The organism is Sphingorhabdus rigui (assembly GCF_014196595.1).
Taxonomy (GTDB): domain Bacteria; phylum Pseudomonadota; class Alphaproteobacteria; order Sphingomonadales; family Sphingomonadaceae; genus Sphingorhabdus_B; species Sphingorhabdus_B rigui.
This window is the reverse complement of record NZ_JACIEA010000002.1, coordinates 213,781-230,412: the sequence shown is the minus strand read 5'-3', so window position 1 is coordinate 230,412 and position 16,632 is coordinate 213,781. Positions and strand designations below refer to the sequence as shown.

13 protein-coding genes are annotated in these 16,632 nt (G+C 56.9%); 6 read left to right on the top strand and 7 right to left on the bottom strand.

From position 1 onward, the window contains the following. Positions 1-93: 93 nt before the first annotated feature. From prmC to GGR91_RS08585, 4 genes are all read right to left on the bottom strand, one after another. Positions 94-951, bottom strand: coding sequence for a peptide chain release factor N(5)-glutamine methyltransferase (gene prmC, locus GGR91_RS08600; protein WP_183941791.1), 858 nt, complete (start codon positions 949-951; stop codon positions 94-96). Between the two features lie 123 nt (positions 952-1,074). Continuing rightward, positions 1,075-2,655, bottom strand: coding sequence for an alkaline phosphatase (locus GGR91_RS08595; RefSeq protein WP_183941790.1), 1,581 nt, complete (start codon positions 2,653-2,655; stop codon positions 1,075-1,077). 137 nt (positions 2,656-2,792) lie between these two features. Further along, complete coding sequence (locus tag GGR91_RS08590; RefSeq protein ID WP_221204277.1) at positions 2,793-3,422, bottom strand: alpha-ketoglutarate-dependent dioxygenase AlkB family protein; 630 nt, start codon at positions 3,420-3,422, stop codon at positions 2,793-2,795. Continuing rightward, a complete protein-coding gene (locus GGR91_RS08585; protein ID WP_183941789.1) occupies positions 3,407-4,276 on the bottom strand; it encodes a hypothetical protein in 870 nt (289 codons plus the stop codon). Before GGR91_RS08585 ends, GGR91_RS08590 begins: the two co-directional genes overlap by 16 nt. A 585-nt stretch (positions 4,277-4,861) precedes the next feature. On the opposite strand from GGR91_RS08585, the gene GGR91_RS08580 reads away from it, so the two are divergent. After that, positions 4,862-5,407: a hypothetical protein gene (locus GGR91_RS08580; RefSeq protein ID WP_183941788.1), complete on the top strand. Its 546-nt coding sequence runs from the start codon at positions 4,862-4,864 to the stop codon at positions 5,405-5,407. A 160-nt stretch (positions 5,408-5,567) separates the two neighbouring features. Here GGR91_RS08580 and uvrA read toward each other — a convergent pair whose 3' ends face one another. After that, positions 5,568-8,531, bottom strand: a complete 2,964-nt coding sequence (gene uvrA / locus GGR91_RS08575; protein ID WP_183941787.1) for an excinuclease ABC subunit UvrA — start codon at positions 8,529-8,531, stop codon at positions 5,568-5,570. 230 nt (positions 8,532-8,761) lie between these two features. Here uvrA and GGR91_RS08570 point away from each other — a divergent pair, with 230 nt between their 5' ends. After that, entirely contained in the window at positions 8,762-9,547 is a 786-nt protein-coding gene (locus GGR91_RS08570; protein ID WP_246337125.1) for an NUDIX hydrolase, read from the top strand. Positions 9,548-9,591: 44 nt separating this feature from the next. On the opposite strand, the gene GGR91_RS08565 is transcribed toward GGR91_RS08570, so the two are convergent. Continuing rightward, entirely contained in the window at positions 9,592-9,909 is a 318-nt protein-coding gene (locus tag GGR91_RS08565; RefSeq protein WP_183941786.1) for a 2Fe-2S iron-sulfur cluster-binding protein, read from the bottom strand. A 155-nt stretch (positions 9,910-10,064) separates the two neighbouring features. On the opposite strand from GGR91_RS08565, the gene trxB reads away from it, so the two are divergent. From trxB to GGR91_RS08550, 3 genes are all read left to right on the top strand, one after another. Then, positions 10,065-11,018: a thioredoxin-disulfide reductase gene (gene trxB, locus GGR91_RS08560; RefSeq protein ID WP_183941785.1), complete on the top strand. Its 954-nt coding sequence runs from the start codon at positions 10,065-10,067 to the stop codon at positions 11,016-11,018. Between the two features lie 27 nt (positions 11,019-11,045). Beyond that, a complete protein-coding gene (locus GGR91_RS08555) occupies positions 11,046-12,080 on the top strand; it encodes a hypothetical protein (RefSeq protein WP_183941784.1) in 1,035 nt (344 codons plus the stop codon). A gap of 148 nt (positions 12,081-12,228) precedes the next feature. Continuing rightward, the gene (locus GGR91_RS08550; protein WP_183941783.1) at positions 12,229-13,401 is read left to right on the top strand and encodes a M48 family metallopeptidase; all 1,173 of its coding nucleotides are present in this window, start codon (positions 12,229-12,231) and stop codon (positions 13,399-13,401) included. On the opposite strand, the gene GGR91_RS08545 is transcribed toward GGR91_RS08550, so the two are convergent. Next, positions 13,398-15,470 carry a malate synthase G gene (locus tag GGR91_RS08545; protein WP_183941782.1) on the bottom strand — a complete coding sequence of 691 codons (2,073 nt, stop codon included), beginning with the start codon at positions 15,468-15,470 and terminating at the stop codon, positions 13,398-13,400. The two genes, GGR91_RS08550 and GGR91_RS08545, sit on opposite strands and share 4 nt — an antisense overlap. A 112-nt stretch (positions 15,471-15,582) precedes the next feature. Between GGR91_RS08545 and GGR91_RS08540 the strand changes: the two genes are divergently transcribed. Then, positions 15,583-16,368 carry a class I mannose-6-phosphate isomerase gene (locus GGR91_RS08540; protein ID WP_183941781.1) on the top strand — a complete coding sequence of 262 codons (786 nt, stop codon included), beginning with the start codon at positions 15,583-15,585 and terminating at the stop codon, positions 16,366-16,368. The last annotated feature ends 264 nt before the right edge of the window (positions 16,369-16,632 follow it).

Sequence of the window (16,632 nt, the reverse complement as noted above, 5' to 3'; positions counted from 1 at the left end):
CGACCGAGACCTTGAAAAAATTTCCAACTGCGCTGGGGGCGGCTTCGCGCTAATCTCCGCAATTTACGGGTTTTGCTGCGATGCTGTTTAGCGTTAGCGGTTCGGTTGCGCGATTCCAAGCGAAAAGCGCAAGACGCGTGGATTGCCGGAAAGGTCGTGGGTTAATTCGGAGGTGAATCCTGCGTCGGTGCCCAATTTTGCGACGGATTTTGACTGGTTGAATCCGATTTCGAAGACTGCGATTCCGGTGGTTTTTAGCAGTTTTTCGAGGGTTTTTAGAAGTATGCGATAGTCGCGCAGACCGTCGGGGCCGGCGAAGAGGGCGCTGTGCGGTTCGTGGCGGGCGACCATGTCTGCAAGCGGGGTTGCGTCCTCAATATAAGGCGGGTTGCACAAGATGAGGTCGAATTGCCCCAAGCCGTCGGCCCACCCGTCCAAAGTCCAATCGCGCTGTTCGAAGTATGCGCGCCCGCCCAGCCCAAGCCGTGCCGCATTGCCCGATGCGACCGCCAGAGCCGCCGCGCTGGCATCAATGCCAACCCCTTGCGCGTCCCCAAACACCGACAAAGCCGCCAGCAACAATGCGCCGGACCCCGTGCCCAAGTCCAAGATCCGCGCAGGCGCATCCCGCCCAGCAAAACCCGCAATCGCCACCTCAATCACCGTTTCGCTGTCCGCACGCGGGATCAGCACATCGGGCGTCACATGCAGGTCAAGGTCCCAAAAGGCCTGCATTCCCGTGATATAGGGCACCGGTTCATCCGCCACCCGCCGCGCGAGCAACGCCGCAAAGCCCGCAGGCACAGCAAGGTCATGCATCCGCAACAACATCGCCGACCGGTCTATGCCCAAGGCATGCGCCATCAACAGTTCGGCATCAAGACGCGGGGTCGCGCTGACAGGCGTCAGGGCATCGGTCGCATCGCGCAGCGTGGAGGCAAGACCAGTCATACCCCGCCCGTAATGCCAATGAAGGCATAAGCAAAGCCCCGTCCCGCGTGCATACTTCCACGCCTGCCGCGCCGCGCGCGCTTAATTCCGCATATATGTTACGGCCGGTGGTTTAAAGACGCCTTATTTAAAACCTAGGGCCGCGCGCATGATTTGGAATATCGTGTTCTGTTCAATCGTGCCCTTGAACAAATGCGCCTTTGGCCCGGCGGCGCGGGCGACGACATCTTCGCCGCTGTGCGTTTCGGAACCGGTGGGGATCAACGCCTGCTGCCGATAATTCAGCGCCTGCGTATCTTCTTTCAACGGGTCGGGGCGTGGCATGGCCGTGACCGCACCGGGGCCGTTGATATAGCCCAAGGTTGTGTATCCCTTGCCATCAAAGGCCAAGGTTGATTTGCCTTTCTGGTCAACCACGGGGCCAAGGATCGGGTTCCCGCGTTCGGGATATCCCGCCATGGTGAAGGTGTGGCTATGGTCCGATGTGACGACGATTAAGGTATCGCGCAGGTCGACAGTGTCCATCGCGGCCTTCAACGCATCATTCAGCGCCACCGTGTCCTGCAACGCGCGATAGGCGTTGCCGCCATGGTGGCCATGGTCAATCTTGCCCGCTTCGACCATCAGGACATAGCCCTTGCGGTTTTTGGACAGCATCGCGATCGCCTTCGTCGTCATTTCGGCGAGCGAGGGTTCTTTTGATCCGCTCGCCGTGCGGTCGGCGTCAAATTGCATATGCGATTGTTCGAACAGGCCAAGCAGCTTGTCGGTCTTTTTCGCGTCCACCGCGGCAAAGCCTTCGCTGTTCCAGACATAGGCGCTTTTGGGATTGGCGGCCAGCCAGCTGGAAATCAGGTCCTTCCCATCGGCGCGCTTGCCCTTTTTGGTGGGATATTCGGGGTCAGCCGCGGTGTTGGGCATGAAATGCTGGCGTCCGCCGCCCAACATCACCTCAAACCCGTCACCATGCGGCCATTCGACCATTTGGCGTGCGATGTCGATGCAGCCTTCGGCCTTCGCCGCGGCGGGCATATTGGCATCCACTTCCCAATCGCGTTGCGCGACATGGGCATAGGTCGATGCGGGCGTCGCGTGGGTGATGGTCGCGGTGGAGACAATGCCGGTGGCATATCCCTTGTCCTCGGCCATTTCGAACAAAGATTTGACCTTATAGGGTTCGGTCGCCTTGCAATTGTCCTCCACCGCTTGCGGACCAACGCCCAGAACGCCGTTCAGCGTTTTGACGCCGGAGACAATCGCGGTTGCGGTCGGCGCGCTGTCGGGCACCTGGCCATCATGCGAGTAAGTTTTGACCAAGGCGGTGTGCGGCAGGCGGTCCATTTGCGCGACATAGGATTCGCCGTCGACGCCCTTTTTCTGCCCTTCAAAAATGCGCGCGGCGGTCAATGTGGTCACGCTCATGCCGTCGCCGATGAAGATGATGACATTGCGCGCCTTGCGATTGTTGGGCGTATCCGCCTCCAACCGGGCAAGCTCGGCTGCGCCAGCCTGTAAATAGCCCTCGCTGGTCGTCAGCGGCGGCGTGCCAATGGGCCGCGCAGGGGGCAGGGCCGCCGCCGCCGTCGCAGCCGCAGGATCCGGTGTCGCCGCATATTGCGCGAGAAGCGGCGCGCCGATCAGACAGGACGCCAACGCCAAAGACACGGGCAGGCCAGCGGACACAAAGGGCGACACTTTACGCATTTTACTCTCCAAAAATGTTTCAGCCCCACACATCGCAGACGATGATGACTGGCGCAAGACAGTGGGGGGTTATGGGGGGAGATTTTGGGGAGGGGGGAGTTGGTACGGAGGCTTTCCTTCCGTAAAGGAGTAAAGTGCTATTTAACAATGTTGCGAAACGTGAGATTCAATCGTGGGCCACAAATTTGCGTCTCTTTGTTTATTCCGTGATTCCAATTTCGTTGGGTGTCCCCCTTCATAAGCAACAGGCTGCCTGATGTTAGTTTCACATGTTTAGTTGGCAGGTCTCGACGTCTTTTATGCTTAAAAAGCAAAGTTCGAGTAGCCCCGTAACTAAGCGAGGCGATAGCCGGCTCCGGTCCCAGTGACGGTTCATTGTCGCTGTGAAAACCCATTCTATCATCTTGATTTCGATAGAGATTCAAAAGCACGCTGTTGAAATTGATCTCTAATAGATTTTCTAGTTCACGTCGAAGTGACAACAAAAGATTTGTCCATGGTAAAGGATACATAACCGTATTGGAGTAAGTGTAACTCCGACCAGGGTCACCGTACCACGCTGTTAATCTAGGCTGCAGGTGGCTCTTGCCCCAAACAACAACTTTTTCATGCTGCCAGATAGTTTCTTTGTATAACTTTTCAAAAATGCTCTGATCATTCATCGGAAAAGGGAACTTAACCAAAAAAGAAACGTCAGCTTCTTCTAAATCGATCTTTGAAAATCGAACGTCGGAAGCAAAAAGGTCATCCATTAAATCTTTTTCCAAACTCTCATGCTGACATTCCCCTTCAGCTTTGGGCTCTGTCCGAATATTGTTCGATATGTGGCTTCAACCGCAGAACTTTGCTCTTCATAACTCATCAACAAGCGAGAAAAATCTCGCGAAAAAATACATCGTAAATCGGGCCTATTATCAAACTCTGCTTCCATCAATGGAATGAAATTATCTCCGCCGTTATCCACATAGCAAAAAATCGCTCCCTCGCCTGCGCCGCCAATTACCTGATCAACAAATTCTGAAACCGACCTTTTCTCGTTAAACGCCCAGACTTCAGATAAAACAAAACTGAATGTGAAAATGTCGGCGTCTAACCAATCCCAGTTTGTTGCCCATGGACTGCCGTTTGCCAAGTCTAAACTGATGTGTTTCTGGCTAACGGTTAGTTCTCCCTCGAAAGTATCTACGAGGTGCTTTCGACAGCCGTTCCAAGCTTTCTCGCGGTCCAAAATTGCAAACGCGAACTTTTTGTCGTTCAAATTGTTTTCATTTGCGAATTTCAGGACGCCAAGCATATCGCTGCCGGGACCCCCTCCAATGCAGGCGACCCTCACCTTTTTGCCAGTCATTTTGGCAAGAACTGATTTTCTTGCGTGCGTCAGAGCCTTATACATCCAATCCGAGTGCGCCGGTAATGATCTATATGTATAAGCAATGTGCGTAGTTATTTTTGAGTAGTCGATTGGGTTTCGTCCCGAATTCAACAACCGTCCGCCGTATTCCTCAGTTAGCATTTGCAATCTACGCTTAACAAATTCTTCAGCTGTAGCATCTCGTACATGTAAGTCCGCAATTGGCATCATCGCGTCAATCATCAGCTTTGCGCGCTCAAAGTTCGTCATAGAGAATCCCCTTCGCCTTTTTAGTCGGCCGCCTTCGGAGCCTAGGTCGACTACCCAATCCCCCGTTCTGATGACGTCGAGATTGTGCTTGATGATTACGGCTGAAAAATAAATTGTCAATTTGTGTGAACAAAAGCAATTGGTTCATGGACGGGAGGCCTTTTCCAACCTCGGTCTCTCTCTTCGTCATGCTGAACTCGTTTCAGCATCTTACTTTTTGAGGGCAGTCGGAATTAAGATCCTGAAACAAGTTCAGGATGACGGTGGGTGGTTTTTGGACCAGCGGGATGTGTTGGGATAAGGGCGGACGCCAAGCATCTTCTTCGTGCCTTCGTGGCTTTGTGCGAGATACATTGGCGCAGCTTCTGGCTTTGGCGGGGCGGCGTGCTCGCGCGCTATGGGTGAGGGCCCACCCCTAACCCAGTGGAGCCTCTCGGATCAGTCCGGGGGACTGATCCCTCCACTCGCCTGCGGGAGGGGAATCTGGGCGTGGCTTCGCCTTTGCCAATATTTGCCCCCACGCCCAAAGCGATCTAACACCCCCCATGTCTGCACATGATGTGCAATGGCTCGGGGGGGCATCATATGAATGGGTTTGAATATATCTTTACGTTGTTCGGGCTGCTGCTCGGGCTGGCGCTGGCGGAGGGCTTGGGCGGGCTTGCCCGTGTGTTAAAGGCGCGGCATCATGTCCATGTCGGCTGGCCCACCGCGTTGTTGGGGCTGTTTGTGTCCTGCGACCTTGTGACATTCTGGTTATATGGATGGGAATTGCGGGAGGTTATTCCGGTAACATGGCCGGCGATTTTTGGCGGCTTTGTGGTCACCGCCATTTATTATCTCGCGGCCTCGCTCATCTTTCCCGATGGCGATTTGGAGGATTTGGATGCGCATTTCGACCGCCATTATCGCACGGTGATGGCCGGGGTTTTTGTGTGCAATGTCGCGTTGTTCGGCACGTTGGTGACGCTCATGGATATACCCGACCTGTTCACCCTGCGCTTTGTGGTGGTCGGATGGTCAGCGTTCCCGGCCTTGTTGCTGGCGATATGCACTCGCGACCGCCGCGTGGTGATGGGCTGTCTGGTCTATCTGATTTCGCTTTACCCGTTGGCGGTGGTGTGGGCGTAGCTTAGCTGGCTTTCGCAAGCATGGGCTCCCCCCACTTTTCGTCATGCTGAACTCGTTTCAGCATCTTACTTTTTTGGTGCGCGTTCGGTAGTAAGATCCTGAAACAAGTTCAGGATGACGGTGGGTGTTGTCAGCGATCGGAGCGAACTTAGCTGGCCTTCTAGCTTGCTTTCGCAAGCATGGGCGCGAGATAATGCCCCGTGTAGCTCGCCGCGACCTTGACCACATCTTCGGGCGTGCCTTCGGCGACGATCTCGCCGCCCTTCACGCCGCCTTCGGGGCCGAGGTCGATGATCCAGTCCGCGGTCTTAATGACGTCGAGATTATGTTCGATGACCACCACGCTGTTGCCCTGTTCCACCAAACGGTGGAGCACTTCGAGGAGTTTGCGGACATCCTCAAAATGCAGGCCGGTGGTGGGCTCGTCCAGAATGTAGAGCGTCTGGCCGGTGGAACGGCGGCTGAGTTCTTTGGCGAGTTTGACGCGTTGCGCTTCGCCGCCGGATAATGTCGTGGCTTGTTGCCCGACCTTGACATAGCCAAGCCCAACCTCCGCCAGCATCGCCATTTTGTCGCGGATCGGGGGGACGGCCTTGAACACCTCCACCGCGTCCTCCACCGTCATGTCGAGCACGTCGGCGATCGACAGGCCCTTCCATTTGACCTCCAGCGTTTCGCGGTTGTAGCGTTTGCCGTTGCATTCCTCGCACGTCACATAGACGTCGGGTAGGAAGTGCATTTCGATCTTGATCAGGCCATCGCCGCTGCATGTTTCGCAGCGCCCGCCCTTGACGTTGAAGCTGAAACGCCCCGGTTTATAGCCGCGCGCGGCGCTTTCGGGCAATTGCGCGAACCAGTCGCGGATGTTGGTGAACGCGCCGGTATAGGTCGCGGGGTTCGAACGCGGGGTGCGGCCAATGGGGGATTGGTCGATGTCGATCACCTTGTCGCAATGTTCAAGGCCGGTGACCTTGTCATGCGCGCCCGCGATGACGCGCGCGCCGTTCAGGCTGCGGGCTGCAGAGGCATAAAGCGTGTCGATAGTGAAGCTCGACTTGCCGGAGCCCGATACGCCGGTGATGCAGGTGAATGTGCCCAGCGGGATGCTCGCGGTGACATTCTTTAGGTTGTTGGCGCGGGCATTGTGGACGGTCAGCTTCTTCTTATTGCCCTTGCGCCGGGTCTTGGGCACCGCAATCTCGCGCGTGCCGTTGAGATACGCGGCGGTCAGGCTGTCTTTCGACTTCAGGATTTGTTTCAACGTGCCTTCGGCCATGACGGTGCCGCCATGGACGCCCGCGCCGGGGCCAAGATCGACCACCCAGTCGGCGGTGCGGATCGCGTCTTCGTCATGCTCAACCACGATGACGGTGTTGCCCAAATCGCGCAGGCGGCGCAGCGTGGCGAGCAGGCGGTCATTGTCTTTCTGGTGCAAGCCGATGCTGGGTTCATCCAGCACATAAAGCACGCCCGACAGACCGGAGCCGATTTGGCTGGCGAGGCGGATGCGCTGGCTCTCCCCGCCGGATAATGTCCCTGACGTTCGGTCAAGGTTGAGATAATCAAGCCCGACATTGTTGAGGAAGCCCAACCGTTCGTTGATTTCCTTCAGGATCGCCTTGGCAATTTGCTGCTGCTGGTTGGTCAGCGTCTGGTCGACGCTGCCGAACCATTCGAGCGCGTCGCCCACGCTCATCTTCGTCGGGGTGGCGATGTCGACGCCCGCGATTTTGACCGAAAGCGCCTCGGGCTTGAGGCGCGCGCCGTGGCAGGTTTCGCACGGTTGCGACGTCTGATATTTCGACAGCTCCTCGCGCATCCACGCGCTGTCGGTTTGCAGCAAGCGGCGGTTGAGATTGCCGATGACGCCCTCAAACGCCTTGCGCACTGTATATTCCTTGCGTCCGTCCTTAAACGTCAGCTCCACCGCCATGCCACCGGTGCCGTGCAGGATGATGAGCTTCTGTTCGGGGAGCAGATCCTCCCACGGCGTATCGAGGTCGAAGCCATAGGCCTTCGCCAGGCTGGAGAGCACTTGCATATAATAGGGGCTGGGCGGGTTTGATTTCGCCCAAGGCACAATCGCGCCTTTCTTCAACGACAGATGTTCGTTCGGGACCACCAGTTGCGGGTCAAACTCCTGCCGCTCGCCAAGGCCATCGCAATCGGGACAGGCGCCTTGCGGGGCGTTGAACGAGAACAGACGCGGCGCGATTTCGGCGATGGTGAAGCCGCTGACAGGGCAGGCGAATTTCTCGGAAAACACAATGCGGTTGGCGGGCAGGCCTGTGCCCTTCATCGCGCCGCCCGTGACGTTGGTGGCGGGCGTGAACGTCGCGCGCGCTTCGCCAAAGGCGCTAGGTACGCTCTCGGCATTGCCGGTTTGCAATTCCGCCACCGTGGTGTCGGCCAAATCCACAAAGGCCAAGCCATCGGCCAGCTTCAGCGCCGCTTCAAAGCTTTCGGCCAAACGCTGCTGAATGCCGTCCTTGACGACGATACGGTCGACCACGACCTCAATGTCATGCTTATATTTCTTGTCGAGCGCGGGCGCGTCTTCGATGGCGTACATCTCGCCGTCGATGCGCACGCGGGTGTAGCCTGAACGCTGCCACTCGGCGAGTTCCTTGCGATATTCGCCCTTGCGGCCCTGCACCACGGGGGCGAGCAAGAACGCGCGCGTGCCCTCTGGCAAGGCCATGACGCGGTCGACCATCTGGCTGACCGTCTGCGCGGTAATCGGCAGGCCCGTCGCGGGCGAATAAGGCACGCCGACACGCGCCCATAACAGCCGCATATAATCGTAAATCTCGGTCACCGTCGCGACGGTTGAGCGCGGGTTGCGCGACGTTGTCTTCTGCTCGATGGAGATTGCGGGCGACAGGCCCTCAATATGTTCGACATCGGGCTTTTGCATCATCTCCAGAAACTGGCGCGCATAAGCCGACAGCGATTCGACATAACGCCGCTGCCCTTCGGCATAGATGGTATCGAACGCGAGGCTGGATTTGCCCGAACCGGAAAGCCCGGTGATGACGATCAGCTTATCGCGTGGAAGGTCGATATCGACGCCCTTGAGATTATGCTCGCGCGCACCGCGCACCTTAATATGGGTGAGTGACATGAAGTAGCTTGTTCCAGATTTGTTCTAAAAGCGCAAGTGCGCGAGTCTCATCCCGGAATGGGCCGAAGATTAACCAAATTCAAGGCAGGTTTTTACCTCATCTTGCATGAGCATATCACGCGCGCGGCGAATGGGGCCCCTGCAATGTTTTGATAGAGTTTAACCGCAAGGTCCTGACCCTAGATTAACTTTCCACTTCTAACGCCGGGCATTCCATGCTTGTGTGTGGCATGACTTTAGAAACAGCACCCGAACCCATCGCCACCCCCGCCGCTACTATGGTGATTTTTCGCCAAAACCCCGATGGCGGTGCGCCATTGTTGCTGATGGTCGAACGTATCAAGGCGATGGCTTTTGCCGGCGGTGCGGCGGTTTTCCCGGGTGGGAAGGTTGATCCGGCGGATTTCGATTATGCCCAAATGCTGGGCGGCCCTTTGCCGTTGGATGAGGCCGCAGCACGACTGGCGGCCATTCGCGAGACGATTGAGGAGGCTGGCCTTGCGCTTGGGCTAAAGGGTGTTGATGACCCCGCCGATTGCGATGCCCCGCGCGCGGCGTTGCATGATGGGGAGAGCCTGCAAGCCATATGCAACCGTTTTGGCTGGGAACCCGATTTTGACCAACTCGTACCATGGTCACGCTGGCGGCCGCCTGCGTTTGAGCGGGCATCGCGGGTTTTCGATACGCGCTTCTATCTGGTGGATGCAGGCAACACCACGCCGCTTGCGACCGTTGACCACACCGAAAACCGGGCGCTGTTTTGGGCCAGCGCGGCAGAGGTTTTGGAAAAAGCCGACAAGGGTGAGGTCAAGATCATCTTCCCGACGCGCCGCAATCTGGAAAGGCTGGCGATGTTTGGTGACTTTGACGCTGCCGCAGCACATGCCGCCGCGCATCCGGTTTCCACCGTCCTGACCTATATCGACAAGCGCGAAGATGGAAACTGGCTCTGCATCCCCGACGGCCATGGCTATCCCGTGCTTCAGGAGTCACTGGATCAGGCAATGCGGGGGTAGATTTCCCCTCCCGCTTGCGGGAGGGGCGTTAGCGGTGCTCTAAATCAATCCTCTGGCGCGATGGTGACGATTAGGCCGTCAAGCGCATCGGTTACAGGAACCTGACACGACAGGCGTGAGGTTTCGTTGCGGTGGTCGGTGCTGTCCAGCAAGTCGTTTTCGTCTTCGCTCATCTTCGGTAAGCGATCGGCAAAGGCCGGATCGACATGAATGTGGCAGGTCGCGCACGAGCAGCAACCGCCGCACAATGCCAACAATTCGTCAAAGCCATTGTCGCGGATGACTTCCATCAGGCTCAGGCCATTTTCAGCCTCAACTTCGCGGCCTTGGCCATCGCGTGAAATTACTGTGATTTTAGCCATGAAAATGCTCCCTAAACCCGTGTTTCGGACCGCCTGATAAGTTGCCGCCGTTATAATGTGAAGCGCTAATTTAATGGGGATAAGTCGGGCGGCACACTTGGCCAAAGCGGTGGCGACGCTTATGTCCGGACGGAACAGAATCAGAAAGACCGTCCATGACCGAAAATCGCCACGCCCCTGTTATCATTATCGGTTCCGGCCCAGCCGGTTACACCGCGGCGGTTTATGCCGCGCGCGCCAACCTGACGCCCATGATGATTACCGGTGTTGAAATCGGCGGGCAGTTGATGACCACGACCGAAGTCGACAACTGGCCGGGTGATGATGCGGGCGTCATGGGCCCCGAGTTGATGGAGCGGATGCGCAAGCACGCCGAACGTTTCGGCACGCGGATTGAAAATGATTATATTGAAAAGGTCGATTTTTCGAAGCGGCCCTTTGTCCTGACAGGTGGCGCAGGTGATTACACCGCCGACGCGGTCATCATCGCAACGGGGGCAAGCGCACAATATCTTGGCCTGCCCAGCGAAACTGCGTTCATGGGCAAGGGCGTATCGGCCTGCGCAACCTGCGACGGGTTTTTCTACCGCAACAAGCCTGTCGCCGTCATCGGCGGCGGCAACACCGCGGTCGAAGAAGCTTTATACCTCGCCAATATCGCCAGCCATGTGACCTTGGTCCACCGCCGCGACAAATTGAAGGCGGAGAAGATCTTGCAAGACCGCCTGTTCGCGCGCGAAGCCGAAGGCAAAATTACGATCAAATGGAACCATAGATTGGATGAGGTTCTGGGCGATGCGATGGGTGTCACGGACATGCGTATCGCCGCGACCGACGGCAGCGGAACCGAAGATATCGAACTGCATGGCGTTTTCATCGCCATCGGGCACAAGCCCAACACCGCGATTTTCGAAGGGCATCTGGATATGGCCGGCGGCTATATCAAGGTGCGTGGCGGTTCAGAGGGTCAGGCAACGGAAACCAGCATCCCCGGCGTATTTGCCTGCGGCGATGTGATGGACCATATCTATCGCCAAGCATGCACCAGCGCGGGCACGGGCTGTATGGCTGCATTGGATGCGGAGCGGTTTATCGACGCTGTTGCATAAATTAGTTGTGGTTCAAGGAGCCGAATAATGAGTGTTCGTATATTCGCACTTTTTCTGGCCTTCTCGGTTTCCTTACCCGCCTTTGCACAAACCGCAATCAGCGTTCCTGATACCGCGAGCTGGCAACATGCCCGCAGCCAAATCATCCTGCCACCGAAACTCGCGGGGCTAAAGCGCAGTTCTATTTCGGACAATTCGTCATCCGAACTGGATGTTAGTGTCCAATATGAAAGTGCTGACTCCATCGGCACCGTTTACCTCTATCGCCCCTATTGGAACGACATCGGTGTATGGTTCGACCGGAGCGAGCAAGGCCTGCTTGCCAATAAGGCGCTTGGCAATGTTGTGGCGGTAGAAGATGCACCGACCAGCTTTGCGCGGCCGGGTGGTTCAGTCGCAAGCGGGCTGTATCGTGCCTACACAACGTCCAATAACAAATACAAAGCAACGGCTCTCGCCATTTTTCCGGTTGGGCATTGGTTTGTAAAGCTACGCTATTCGACTTCGAACAGCGACCCAGCAATCGCTAAAGCAAAGCTGATGGAGATGATCGCGAAAGTACGCGTGCCGGTCACCGCGAGCGAAGGAACCGTTCCACAAGCCATCCCAACGTGCACGACCGCCATCACGTGGAAGAAGGCAAAAGTAATCAAACCCGATTTGGCGGGGACGTTTGTGACAGGCACAATCTTCGTCGAGTTGATGAAATTGCGAAACGCCGATTTTCTCGATCTTCCCAATGCCTGCCGCGATGGCGCGTCTAATGAGCGTTATGCGCTGTATCGTGATGCAAACGACGATAACAACATTGTTATGGTCGCCGGAGATTCTGGCTATTCGGTGCAGGTGTTGGAAGCGTTGTTTTCTAACAAGGAATATTGGGCCATTGCCTCAGACTTGGCGCAACACGCGCTTTTGCCGACCTTCACAAAAATGCCTGCACCCGACTTGCTGTTCAAAGTTGTTGTTAGTGGTCAGACGGTGGCATCGATCACGGACGACCCCGACATGCCATCTGACCAGAAGCAGGAAAGCGTTATCACGGTTCCGTCGCGCAAATAGTCGGTGTTACGGATTTCTGTGTCGATCTGAGCCATAATATCAACCTTCACTTCGACTGACCCAACGACGCTGCGTTCGTGCCCGCAAGATGCGGTTGCATGTCTATGCTGTGTGAGATAGCCAACACAGTATATCGGAGGGAATAGACATGGCATTTGATCCAGCGGCAGAGACCGCGCGTTATATTGACAGTCTGGGGCCAGAGGCGCTGCAAAAGGCCGAAAGCTATACCATCGCAACGCATTGGATGTTGTTGGCGGGGTTGGTTGTCACCGCCATTGTAACGTGGATTATTGTACGTTCGGGCCTGCTCGACCGCCTGTCGGCGAAATTGCAAAATAGCGGCTGGGCGCTGCGGACATGGATAATCTGCGTCGCGTTTTTCGTCATTTCGGCCGTCATCAGCCTGCCCTGGGGCATTTATGAGCAATGGGGTTTTGAACGATCCTATGGCCGGACGGACCAGCCATTGTCTGACTTCCTCGCGCAAAATGCCATTGGCATCACGCTGTCGAGCATATTGGGCGGGCTGTTTTTCCTCGGCGTCTATGCGCTTATCCGCCGTGCGGGCAAAACATGGTGGATATGGTCCGGTGGCCTTGCGGCTTTTGCCGCGGCCGCGACGATATTGCTCGCGCCTGTGGTGATCGAACCGATGTTCAACGAATATAAGCCAGTTCCAGCGGGGCCAGTGCGGACGGCGTTGCTTGAAATGGCCGACGAAGCCAACATTCCGCATGACCGTGTGCTGATGTTTGATGGTTCGCGCCAATCGAACAACTTCACCGCCAATGTCTCGGGCGTTTTTGGTTCGGCGCGGATTGCGATTTCCGACGTTGCGCTCAAGCAGGCGTCATTGGACGAGGTGAAGGCCGTAACGGGGCATGAGATCGGCCATTATGTTCTTGGCCATGTCTGGCGGATGGTCTTCGCCATTGTGTTCATTGCGATGCTTGGTTTCTTTTTGGCCGACCGATTGTTCAACCGGGTCGCGGCCTTATTTGGCAGCAAAGCCACCATCGGCGACCCCGAAGGATTGCCGATATTGTCGCTGATCGTTTCGGTTCTCAGCCTGTTTGCACAGCCAGTGATGAACAGCGTGGCACGTGTCGGCGAAAGCGAAGCCGACGCTTATTCGCTTCGGACGGTGAATTTGCCCGATGCGCTTGCAGGCGCGTTGGTGAAAACTGCCGAATATCGCTATCCGCGGCCATCGGCGCTGCAAGAATTGATATTCTACTCGCACCCGTCGGTCGAAACCCGCGTGCGCCGCGCGATGGACTGGAAAGCGGAGCAATTGAAAAAAGCGGCGCCGCGTTAGGCTGCCGCTTTCTTCTCCTGCCGGAATTTGTGCAGCAATGGCTCGGTATAGCCATTGGGCTGCGCCACGCCTTCGAAGATGAGCGCACGGGCGGCCTTCAATGCGATGCTGCCCGGTGTGAGCTTTTCGTAAAGCGGATCGCCCGCATTTTGCGCGTCGACCTTCGCCGCCATCTTGGTGAGCGCGGCGTCGACCTGCGCCTCGGTCGCAATGCCGTGCAGCAGCCAGTTGGCGATATGCTGCGACGAAATACGCAATGTGGCGCGGTCTTCCATCAGGCCGATGTCGTGAATGTCGGGGACCTTTGAACAGCCGACGCCTTGGTCAATCCAGCGGACGACATAGCCAAGAATGCCCTGCGCGTTGTTCTCAAGCTCTTGCGTCACCTCTTCATCGGACCAATTGTGGCCGACGGGTGCAACGGGAATGGTCAGCAAGGGATCAAGGCCCGGCGTCGGTTCTTGTGCCAATTCCGCCTGCCGCGCAAAGACGTCAAACTGGTGATAATGCATCGCGTGCAGCGTTGCTGCGGTGGGTGAGGGGACCCATGCGGTGTTGGCCCCTGCCTTTGGATGGCCGATTTTCTGCACCATCATATCGGCCATCATATCGGGCGCGGCCCACATGCCTTTGCCGATTTGCGCTTTGCCTGAAAGACCGCAGGCAAGGCCGATTTGGACGTTGCGCGCTTCATAGGCTTGGATCCAGCTGCTGGCTTTCATCTCCGCCTTGCGGATCATGGGGCCCGCCTGCATCGCGGTGTGCATTTCGTCACCGGTGCGATCCAGGAAGCCGGTGTTGATGAAGACGATGCGGTCTTTCACCGCGTGAATGCATGCGGCGAGGTTCGCGCTGGTGCGGCGTTCTTCGTCCATCACGCCGACCTTGATGGTGTGGCGTGCGAGGCCAAGCACATCTTCAACCGCATCGAACAAAGCATTGGTCAGCGCGGCTTCTTCGGGGCCGTGCATTTTGGGCTTTACGATGTAGATCGAACCTGCGCGGCTGTTGCGATGCGTGCCAAGACCTTTCAGGTCGTGCAGCGCGCATAAAGAGGTGAACAATGCGTCGAGAATGCCCTCGGGCGCTTCGCTGCCATCGGGCAACAGCACCGCCGGATTGGTCATCAGATGCCCGACATTGCGCACGAACATCAGGCTGCGGCCCGCAAGGGTGAGGCCGTCATAATCGCGGTCGGCCTCAAGCGCGCGGCTCATTGTCCGCCCGCCTTTGTCAAACGACGCAACCAAATCACCACGCATCAGGCCCAGCCAGTTGGTGTAGGCGGCAACCTTGTCCTGCGCGTCCACGGCAGCCACCGAGTCTTCCAGATCGATGATCGTGGTCAGCGCAGCTTCAAGGATGACATCGGCGATATGCAGTTCGTCGGTCGCGCCGATGGGGTGCGCGGGATCGACCAATATCTCGATATGCAGGCCATTTTGTTTGAACAGATAGCGTTGCGTGTCACCCGATGCGGATTGCGCGACGAAGAAATCGGACGTCCCGCCGGACAAGACGTCTTCCCAACCGGGGATGCTGTGGTTCAGGAAATTGCGTGCATAAGCGATGACGGCCGCGCCGCGATCCGCATCATAGCCACCTGCGCGGGCAGGCGGGGCATCGAGCGCATCGGTGCCATATAATGCATCATATAGGCTGCCCCAACGGGCATTGGCGGCGTTGAGCACGAAGCGGTCATTCAGGCTCGGCACGACCAACTGCGGTCCGGCCATCGTCGCGATTTCGGCGTCGACATTTTGCGTGCCAATGGCAAAGGGCGCTGGTTCGGCCACGAGATAGCCAATGTCGCGCAAAAATGCCTGATAAGCAGGCATGTCGCTGATCGGTCCGGGATTGGCCTTGTGCCAGGCATCGATTTGGGTTTGCAGCGCGTCGCGTTTGGCGAGCAGCGCGCGATTCACCGGCACAAACCGCGCCAGAATATCGGATAGTCCGGACCATAAAGCGTCGGCGGCTATGCCCGTGCCCGACAGCGCGCGGCTTTCAACGAAAAGCGCGAGTTCATCGGCGACCTGCAGGTTTGCGCGGGTTACATATTCAGTCATGACTTTGGCTCCATTGGGACGTGGTGCCTGGGGAGAAAATTTTGGTGTTGCCGCTTCCCTAGCGATAGTTTGGACGGTGCAAAAGCGTTTAATTGCTGATAACGGATGGCCCATGAAACTGACCAAGCATCTTGTTGAAAAGCCATGGGGCCGCACAGACATACCGGCGCAATTTGGCGATATGGGCGGCCGCCGCATTGGCGAGATCTGGTATGAAAACGCCGATGGCGACCCGCTGCCGATATTGGTGAAATGGCTGTTTACGTCGGAAAAGCTATCCATTCAGGTGCACCCCAACGACACCCAAGCGCGTGATCGCGGGTTGCAATCGGGCAAGGAAGAATGCTGGTTTGTGGTGGATGCAGAACCCGGAGCCGTGCTCGGCATTGGCACGCATCAGGATCTGAGCGCAGAAGCCTTGCGGGCGGCGTCGCTTTCGGGCGAGATTGAAGCGCTGATGGATTGGAAGCCAGTTGCGGCTGGCGATTATTATTATATTCCCGCCGGAACCGTCCACGCGATTGGCGCGGGCATCACGCTCGTTGAAGTGCAGCAATTCGCCGATATAACCTATCGTCTGTTCGACTATGGCCGGCCACGCGAACTGCATCTGGATGACGGTGTCGCCGTGTCCGTTGCAACGCCGTATCGCGATGCGCGATCCGGACGCATAACCGGCGGGCAACAGATGGTCGATGGACCACATTTCCAGCTTTGGTATGTCGATGATCAAAGTCAGATTGATGCGCTGGCTTTAGCGGGCAGCTGTTGGATTGTGCCACTGACGGGGACGGTTTCGGTCGCGCACGAAATGGCTGCGGTGGGCGACTGCCTGCTCGTGCGTGCGCCAGCAGCTATTGAATTATCAGCCGACGCAACATTGTTGATCGCTCGCTAATCAATAACGCCAATTGCCCGTTGTATTCGCATTTTTAAATGCTAGTTAAAATCACAAGCATATCAAAATGCAAACAAAGCCCATTATCTTGGACTGATAGAAACCCGTGGAAACAAGATTAATTGTCGCATTCGTGTTGATCACGATTACGGCGCTCGCTCTCATTTTTGTTGCTGTGCGCTATTCCCGTCGCCGCAAACTGTTCAAGATCCGTCAAATGGGCCGCGGCAAGGCTATGCCGGGCTCTCGGGTAAATGCTGCTCC

Excerpts from the sequence above, each read along its gene's own strand:
- GGR91_RS08550 (WP_183941783.1), top strand. The coding sequence starts at position 12,229 with ATGGCATTTGATCCAGCGGCAGAGACCGCGCGTTATATTGACAGTCTG.
- trxB (WP_183941785.1), top strand. The coding sequence starts at position 10,065 with ATGACCGAAAATCGCCACGCCCCTGTTATCATTATCGGTTCCGGCCCA.
- GGR91_RS08595 (WP_183941790.1), bottom strand. The coding sequence starts at position 2,655 with ATGCGTAAAGTGTCGCCCTTTGTGTCCGCTGGCCTGCCCGTGTCTTTG.
- uvrA (WP_183941787.1), bottom strand. The coding sequence starts at position 8,531 with ATGTCACTCACCCATATTAAGGTGCGCGGTGCGCGCGAGCATAATCTC.
- GGR91_RS08570 (WP_246337125.1), top strand. The coding sequence starts at position 8,762 with ATGACTTTAGAAACAGCACCCGAACCCATCGCCACCCCCGCCGCTACT.
- GGR91_RS08580 (WP_183941788.1), top strand. The coding sequence starts at position 4,862 with ATGAATGGGTTTGAATATATCTTTACGTTGTTCGGGCTGCTGCTCGGG.
- GGR91_RS08565 (WP_183941786.1), bottom strand. The coding sequence starts at position 9,909 with ATGGCTAAAATCACAGTAATTTCACGCGATGGCCAAGGCCGCGAAGTT.
- GGR91_RS08585 (WP_183941789.1), bottom strand. The coding sequence starts at position 4,276 with ATGACGAACTTTGAGCGCGCAAAGCTGATGATTGACGCGATGATGCCA.
- prmC (WP_183941791.1), bottom strand. The coding sequence starts at position 951 with ATGACTGGTCTTGCCTCCACGCTGCGCGATGCGACCGATGCCCTGACG.
- GGR91_RS08540 (WP_183941781.1), top strand. The coding sequence starts at position 15,583 with ATGAAACTGACCAAGCATCTTGTTGAAAAGCCATGGGGCCGCACAGAC.
- GGR91_RS08545 (WP_183941782.1), bottom strand. The coding sequence starts at position 15,470 with ATGACTGAATATGTAACCCGCGCAAACCTGCAGGTCGCCGATGAACTC.
- GGR91_RS08555 (WP_183941784.1), top strand. The coding sequence starts at position 11,046 with ATGAGTGTTCGTATATTCGCACTTTTTCTGGCCTTCTCGGTTTCCTTA.